1 protein-coding gene is annotated in these 927 nt (G+C 73.0%); it reads left to right on the forward strand.

Annotation, left to right across the window (positions count from 1 at the left end):
* Nucleotides 1-927, forward strand: a 927-nt coding sequence (locus ACPCUX_RS18760) for an Ig-like domain-containing protein (RefSeq protein ID WP_423389391.1), incomplete at both ends; no start/stop codon positions are given.

Here is a 927-nt window from a genome sequence, read left to right on the forward strand (position 1 = left end):
AGGGCTCGACCCCCAGACCCGCCTGGAGTACCGGGTGAACCGGCAGGTCATCGTGCTCAACGACCTGTCGGCGGGGACGTTGTGGATGGCGGCGGACGAGTACCAGAAGGTCGACGACTGGGACGTCCAGATGCCCGAGGAGGCCGAGGGCGAGGAGGCCGACGCAGAGCTGACGAACCCCGAGCAGGTGGACCAGTTCATCGCGGACCGGTCCCAGCCGAACCGGCCGCCGCAGCCCAAGGACGACACGTTCGGGGTGCGTCCGGGGCGCACGACGATCCTGCCGGTGCTGGGCAACGACGTGGACCCGGACGGGGACGTGATGACGGCCTCGCTCGTCGGGGACTCGCCGTCGAACGCGACCGTGCAGACCATCATGGGCGGCGCCGCCCTGCAGGCCGTGGTCCCCGAGGACGCGATCGGGGAGGGCTCCTTCCGCTACGCCGTCTCCGACGGCCGTGGCGGGACCGCGGAGGCGTCGGTGTCGCTGCGCGTCTCGCCGTGGGGAGAGAACGCCCCGCCGGAGCAGACGGGCGACCCCGTGGTCCGGGTGGAGCAGGGCGGGACGGCGTCGATCAAGGTGCTGCCGTACTTCAAGGACCCGGACGGCGACGACCTGTACCTCGCGTCGGCGGCCGCGACGGTCGCGGGCGACGACGTGCGCTCGCGCCCCGACGGCACGGTCGAGCTGCGTGACGGCGGCGGCTCGACGGGCCGCAAGATCGTCGGGGTCACCGTGGCGGACGGTCAGGGCGGCGTGTTCGAGGGCAAGCTGCTGGTCGACGTGGTGCCCGGTCCGCAGCCGCCGGTCGCGGTGAGCGACCACGTGGTGGTCCCGGCGGGGCAGCCGGTGACGGTGGAGCCGTTGCGCAACGACACCGACCCGAACGGGGACGAGCTGCGCCTGGCGTCGGTCTCGGAGTCCGT

The sequence above is a fragment of the Cellulosimicrobium sp. AB352 genome (assembly GCF_049538415.1).
Taxonomy (GTDB): Bacteria; Actinomycetota; Actinomycetes; order Actinomycetales; family Cellulomonadaceae; genus Cellulosimicrobium; species Cellulosimicrobium funkei.